This window comes from Frankia sp. CeCAU1, assembly GCF_977971845.1.
The window spans coordinates 1-4,916 of sequence record NZ_CDWWXA010000219.1; the positions used below are offsets into that span (position 1 = coordinate 1).

Sequence of the window (4,916 nt, forward strand, 5' to 3'; positions counted from 1 at the left end):
GACGGGGACAGCCGGTCAGGGGGAGGAGTCGGGCGGGCGAGCAGGCGGTGAATTTCCGCCCGGGGGAGGTGTCGTAAACGACGGATCGGCCCGTGACGGTCGCGAACGGCTCATGCTGTTGAGTAAGGGTATGGAGAGCGAGCTGTCGAGACGCTCCGGCCCGTCGCGACGGTCGGTGCGCCGGTCCGTTCGCGCGTGCGGTCCTGCCCGAGGGCGTCGAGGCGCGCGGGCGCGGCGTCTCGCGCGGGTGCGACGTTCGAGAGGTGCATAGTGAGGCGCTTGCGCAACCAGACCACCGGCCTGCTGGTCTGGTGGGTCGAGGTGCTGATGCTGGTGATCCTGTACTACTCCTACACCGGCACCCGTGCCGTGGCCGACGCCTCCACCGGCGAGGCGATGCGGATGGGCCACGATCTCCTGCGCCTGGAGACCTTCCTGCATCTCGATCCCGAGCTCGGGCTCAACCGCTGGTTGCAGAGTGTACCGGTGCTGGCGGTCGTCTGTTGTTACTACTACGCGACGCTGCACTTCGTCGTGACGCCGGCCCTGCTGGTGTGGATGCATCGTCGGCACCCCCCCCGGTACGCTCGGGCCCGCTGGACGCTGGTGATCACCACTCTGATCTGCCTGGTCGGGTTCTTCCTGTTCCCGACCGCCCCGCCCCGGTTGCTCACCGGCACGCCCTATGTCGACACCATGTCCCACTTCGAGGGCTGGGGATGGTGGAGCGGTAGCGCGAGCGCCGCCCCGGACGGGCTGGAGGGACTGACGAACCAGTACGCCGCGCTCCCGTCGCTGCACTGCGCATGGTCGTTGTGGTGCGGTTTCCTGCTGGTGCGCTTCGGGCGCCGACCGCTGGTCCGGGTGCTCGGCGCGCTTTATCCGGCGGCGACCCTGTTCGTCGTCATGTCGACGTCGAACCACTATCTCCTGGACGCGGTCGCCGGATGGGCGGTCCTGGGCGGCGCCGCCGGTGCGGTCGCGCTCGTCGCCGGGTGGCGGTCCCGGGTCGGTTTCGTGGGGAGTGCCGCCGGGCAGCCTGCCGTGCCGGGAGTCGGATCGCAGCTTGCGCCGAACGCGCTGGCACCGGTGTCCGTGCCACTGCCGTCTCCGCCGTCTTCCCTGGCGCCCCAACCGTCACCGGTGCCTCCGCCCGCCCCGCCGGCCACCTCCAGCATGGCGGTGCGGGTCACACCGGTGGCGCGAGCCGATGGAGCGCACGCGAACTGATCGCGGTAGGTGGCCGGGGCCGATCCGACCGGGGCCGATCCGACCGGTGTCGGCCTGGTGTGGCTCCCCAGGTGGGTGCATCTTTCGCCCCGATGCGTTACTTCTGGGACCGATGTGCGAAAGTTGCGGGACAGCGGTTTTCCCGGCCGCGTCCGACCTTGCGGCACCCCTCTCCCCACACCACCTCGAAGATCCCGCGTCCGGTCCGATCCCGCTCGGAGTCCGATCGATGTCCCTGTCCACGGCCGTGCGCCTGCAACGTCCGCGCCCGGTCGCCTTCGCCATCGCACTCGTGCTGGCGTGGTTGCTGCTTGCCCTTGTCGCGTTCGCCCTGCGCCGCGGTCCCATCGAGGATGATCTCGCCGCCCGGGCGACCGCGGCGGTCCGGTCCACCGGCGGCGTGCACGCCCAGGTTCACGTCGAGGGGCGTGAGGCGGTTGTCACCGGTCGTTTCCCGAGTGCCGCCGCCGCCGAACAGGCGAGAGCCTCGGCCGCGGTCGCCGGCACGACCTCCGCGCGTCTCGGCGACGACGTGGTCATCGCGACCGAACCCGCGCGCCCCCTGGTGCTCGCTGTGGCCGGCCGAGGACTGTCGATCACGGCGACCGTGCCCGACCGGGCGAGCCGTGCCGCGTTGCTCGCTGCCGTGGCGGACGCGAGCGGTGGCTCGGTGACCGGTGAGGTCCGGGTCGACCCGGCCGTGGCGGAGCCGCCGGTGGAGGTGGTGGCCGCCGTCGCGGCGGCGCTGCGCGGTTTTCCCGGGAACCACTCGGCCACGGTCTCCGGGACGACCGTGGCGGTGGCCGGCAGCGCCCCCGACGAGGTCACGAGGCGGCGCCTCGGCGCCCAGGTGCTGGCAGCGGCCGGTACCACCGTCCCCGATGCCACCCTGGACAACCGGCTTGTCGTCCCGCGCGAGAAGCCTGCCGCCGCGGCGGCGAAGCCCACCTCCGATGCCGCGGCCCTCGCGGCCCTACGCGCCGCCCTCGACGCTCGGAACGTGACGTTCCCGGTCGGCGCAGCAACGCTGAGCCCCCCGGCCCGCCTTTGGCTTGACCGGGTGGCGGCGGCGCTGCGCGCCGGCCGGGTCGTGGTCCTGGTCGGCGGCCACACCGACGCCTCCGGGCCGGCGACCCTCAATCAGGCGTTGTCTCTGGACCGGGCCCAGGTGATTGCCGACTACCTGGCGGACCGGGGCGTACGTCCCGACCTCATGCGCGTCGCCGGGTTCGGTTCCCGGTGGCCGGTGGCCGACAACGCCACGCCTCGGGGACGGGCGGCCAACCGTCGGGTCGAGATCGTTCCGTGGCCCGACCGCTGATTCTGGGCGAGCCGGATCTCGGGTCCGGCGGGGCTGTCGGGCCCGGCCGATTTCCGGCCCAGTACCACGATGATGTCGCGGATGCGCGCCCGTCTTGCCTGCGGCGGGTGGCCCATGGCATCCTCTGCTTAGGGAAGCCTTAGCTAAGGCCGCTCCACGGGGTCGACTGCTCCACGGGGTCGAAGGATCATCGACAGATCGACAGGGTCGCGAACTGCCGCTTGGCCGTCCGCGTGCTGGCTGTCTCGGGCGTGGTGAGGTGCGGTGTTCGTCTGTTCGTGCTTCGCGGTGTCCGACCGGTTGCTACGCAACGTGATCGCCTCGGGTGCCTGCGACGTTGACGCCGTCGGCGAGCGATGTGATGCCGGGACGGGCTGTGGTGGCTGTGTGGAGGAGATCGCCGAGCTGTTGGGTGAGGCGTCCGCGCGCCGCGGCAGTCCGGTTGCCAGAGCGGGGCAGGGTTCCGGATCGGGTTAGGGCCGCGCGGCGGCCGAAGTGCCGCCGTTGCCGTCGTCACGGAACATCATCAACGCTCTAAGTACGGTCGCGTTCCTGGCCCGTCGACTACGGAATGAGACCGGCTACGGCCGATATCTCGGACCGCCGGCGGACCGGCCCGCCTCCGCGGTGATCGTGCGTCGGGCCAGGTGACCATCATGCTCGGGCGGTGTCCCCGCGCCCGGACACATCCGGTCCACCCGCGAGCTACCGCGTGGAGCTACCGCGTGGTGGGATCACCCTCGCGCTGCCACGACGGCATACGGATGACCCACCCCGACATTGCCGGCTACCGTGGGCCAACCGGCCGAAGTCCGCCTGAGAGGTAGCATCGGCCGGTCGATCCGGCCGAGCCGCGACGCCTCGCTGGTTGCGAGGCACGAGGTCGGCGACGGCGCTGAGTCGGCTGCGCCAGCCGGATCGCGGGCGATGCCTACGGGTACGGTACGGTACCCCGTGAGGAGGTCGTGGCGATGTCCGCTCGCCAGGTGCGGCGGTTTCAGCTGGAGCGTGACGTTGACGTCTCCGGCGTCTCCGGGACGGGTGCGGTCGCGTTCGGGGCGCAGGCCCCCGACGGCACCTGCGTGCTGTGGTGGGACTCCGAACACGATTCCATCGGGATCTATCCGACGATGGAAACGCTGCTTGCCATCCACGGACACGGCGGAAGTACCCGCGTCGTCTACATCGACGCCGCCGACCAGACCGTCCCCGCGGTTGAGGTGGGGCCCGCCGCCTCGGCCGTTCCCGTCCTCTCCGCGGCGTCGCCTGTGCCGGGTCCGGCGTCGCCTGTGCCGAGCCCGGCGTCGCCCAGACCGAGCCCGGGGTCGCTGGCCACCCCGGCCCGGTCGGCCCGGCCGAATGCGCCCCTGCGTGCCGCACCGCCGCTACGCCTCGGTTCCGCGGCGCGTTCGGCCGCCGCGGCTCGTGGCCCGCGTCCTTCGCCGACCCGCAAGGCGCAGCCCGGGGGTGACGGCCGCTGATCAGGTCAGCGGGCGGAAGCAGGCGGTGGTCCGTTCCTGCGGGTCTACGGTGTAGAGCGCCAACGTGCCCGCCATCTCCTTCGGGTCCACGCCGTTGTCGAGCATTTGCCGGTGCAGACCCGCCATCATGGGCAGGGCGTAATGCACCAGAATCGACGTGATGTCGGCGGGATGGCGCAGCGCCTCGCGAAACTGTTCGTCGGTCGCCGCGTCGCTGGTGAGAGCGGCGAGGACGCCGAGCCGAATCCGCCCGGCGAGGTTCTCCCAGAGCTGGGCGCTTTTCGGGGCCTCCGGTCCTCGCCAGATCCCCGGGAACGCCAGGTCGGCGACGACGGCGGTCGGCTGTCGTCCCGTCCGGAGATGTATCGCGACGACCCACATCGCCATGAGCCAGCACATCCCGCGCAGGGTGTGCAGCGGATCGACCATCATCTGCTCACGGAGGTGCCGCTCGGACTGCGGGCGGCTGGCCGGGGCCAGCCAACCGCAGACGAGACGTTCGAGGTCGACGATCTGGACCATGGGCAGGTCCGCGGGGTGCGGCCGGGCCAGCGCGGCGGCCCGGTTGGACTCGGGGTCGACCAGGGCGAGCGCGCCCGGATCGGAGAGTGTCTGCCAGGCCAGACCTGCCGACGGCATGCGGCACACGGTAACGCGAAACGCGGCGCACCGACCACAGCATGGCGGCATTGTGTGGCATTCGACGGTTGCCTCACCGCCGATTCTCTGGATGTGTCGTCGTGGTCTCCACCGGAGGACCGATGCCGCGCCCACAGCGGTCCCCGGATCCGGGAGGAGCGTCGCGAACGGCAAGCGGACGTCCGGGTTCACTCCTCGCCGAGGAGATCTGGTTACTCGCCGAGGAGGTCGAGGGGGGTGGTGGG

At 71.6% G+C, this 4,916-nt stretch carries 5 protein-coding genes; 4 read left to right on the forward strand and 1 reads right to left on the reverse strand.

The genetic code is table 11. The annotated features are described in order from the left end of the window. Window positions 1–270 precede the first annotated feature (270 nt). The 4 genes from AC08OO_RS22470 to AC08OO_RS22485 all read left to right on the forward strand — a co-directional run bounded on the left by AC08OO_RS22470 (window position 271) and on the right by AC08OO_RS22485 (window position 4,032). Window positions 271–1,230 carry a phosphatase PAP2 family protein gene (locus AC08OO_RS22470; RefSeq protein ID WP_476611708.1) on the forward strand — a complete coding sequence of 320 codons (960 nt, stop codon included), beginning with the start codon at window positions 271–273 and terminating at the stop codon, window positions 1,228–1,230. A gap of 229 nt (window positions 1,231–1,459) precedes the next feature. After that, window positions 1,460–2,551: an OmpA family protein gene (locus AC08OO_RS22475; protein WP_476611709.1), complete on the forward strand. Its 1,092-nt coding sequence runs from the start codon at window positions 1,460–1,462 to the stop codon at window positions 2,549–2,551. A 264-nt stretch (window positions 2,552–2,815) separates the two neighbouring features. After that, entirely contained in the window at window positions 2,816–3,028 is a 213-nt protein-coding gene (locus AC08OO_RS22480) for a (2Fe-2S)-binding protein (protein ID WP_476608475.1), read from the forward strand. Window positions 3,029–3,522: 494 nt separating this feature from the next. Next, window positions 3,523–4,032, forward strand: coding sequence for a hypothetical protein (locus tag AC08OO_RS22485; RefSeq protein ID WP_476611710.1), 510 nt, complete (start codon window positions 3,523–3,525; stop codon window positions 4,030–4,032). Here the strand turns inward: AC08OO_RS22485 and AC08OO_RS22490 are convergent, their stop codons facing one another. Then, on the reverse strand, window positions 4,033–4,671 hold the full coding sequence (locus AC08OO_RS22490) for a hypothetical protein (RefSeq protein WP_476611711.1): 639 nt from the start codon (window positions 4,669–4,671) through the stop codon (window positions 4,033–4,035). It abuts the gene before it with no gap. Window positions 4,672–4,916: the final 245 nt, after the last annotated feature.

Excerpts from the sequence above, each read along its gene's own strand:
- AC08OO_RS22485 (WP_476611710.1), top strand. The coding sequence starts at position 3,523 with ATGTCCGCTCGCCAGGTGCGGCGGTTTCAGCTGGAGCGTGACGTTGAC.
- AC08OO_RS22490 (WP_476611711.1), bottom strand. The coding sequence starts at position 4,671 with ATGCCGTCGGCAGGTCTGGCCTGGCAGACACTCTCCGATCCGGGCGCG.
- AC08OO_RS22475 (WP_476611709.1), top strand. The coding sequence starts at position 1,460 with ATGTCCCTGTCCACGGCCGTGCGCCTGCAACGTCCGCGCCCGGTCGCC.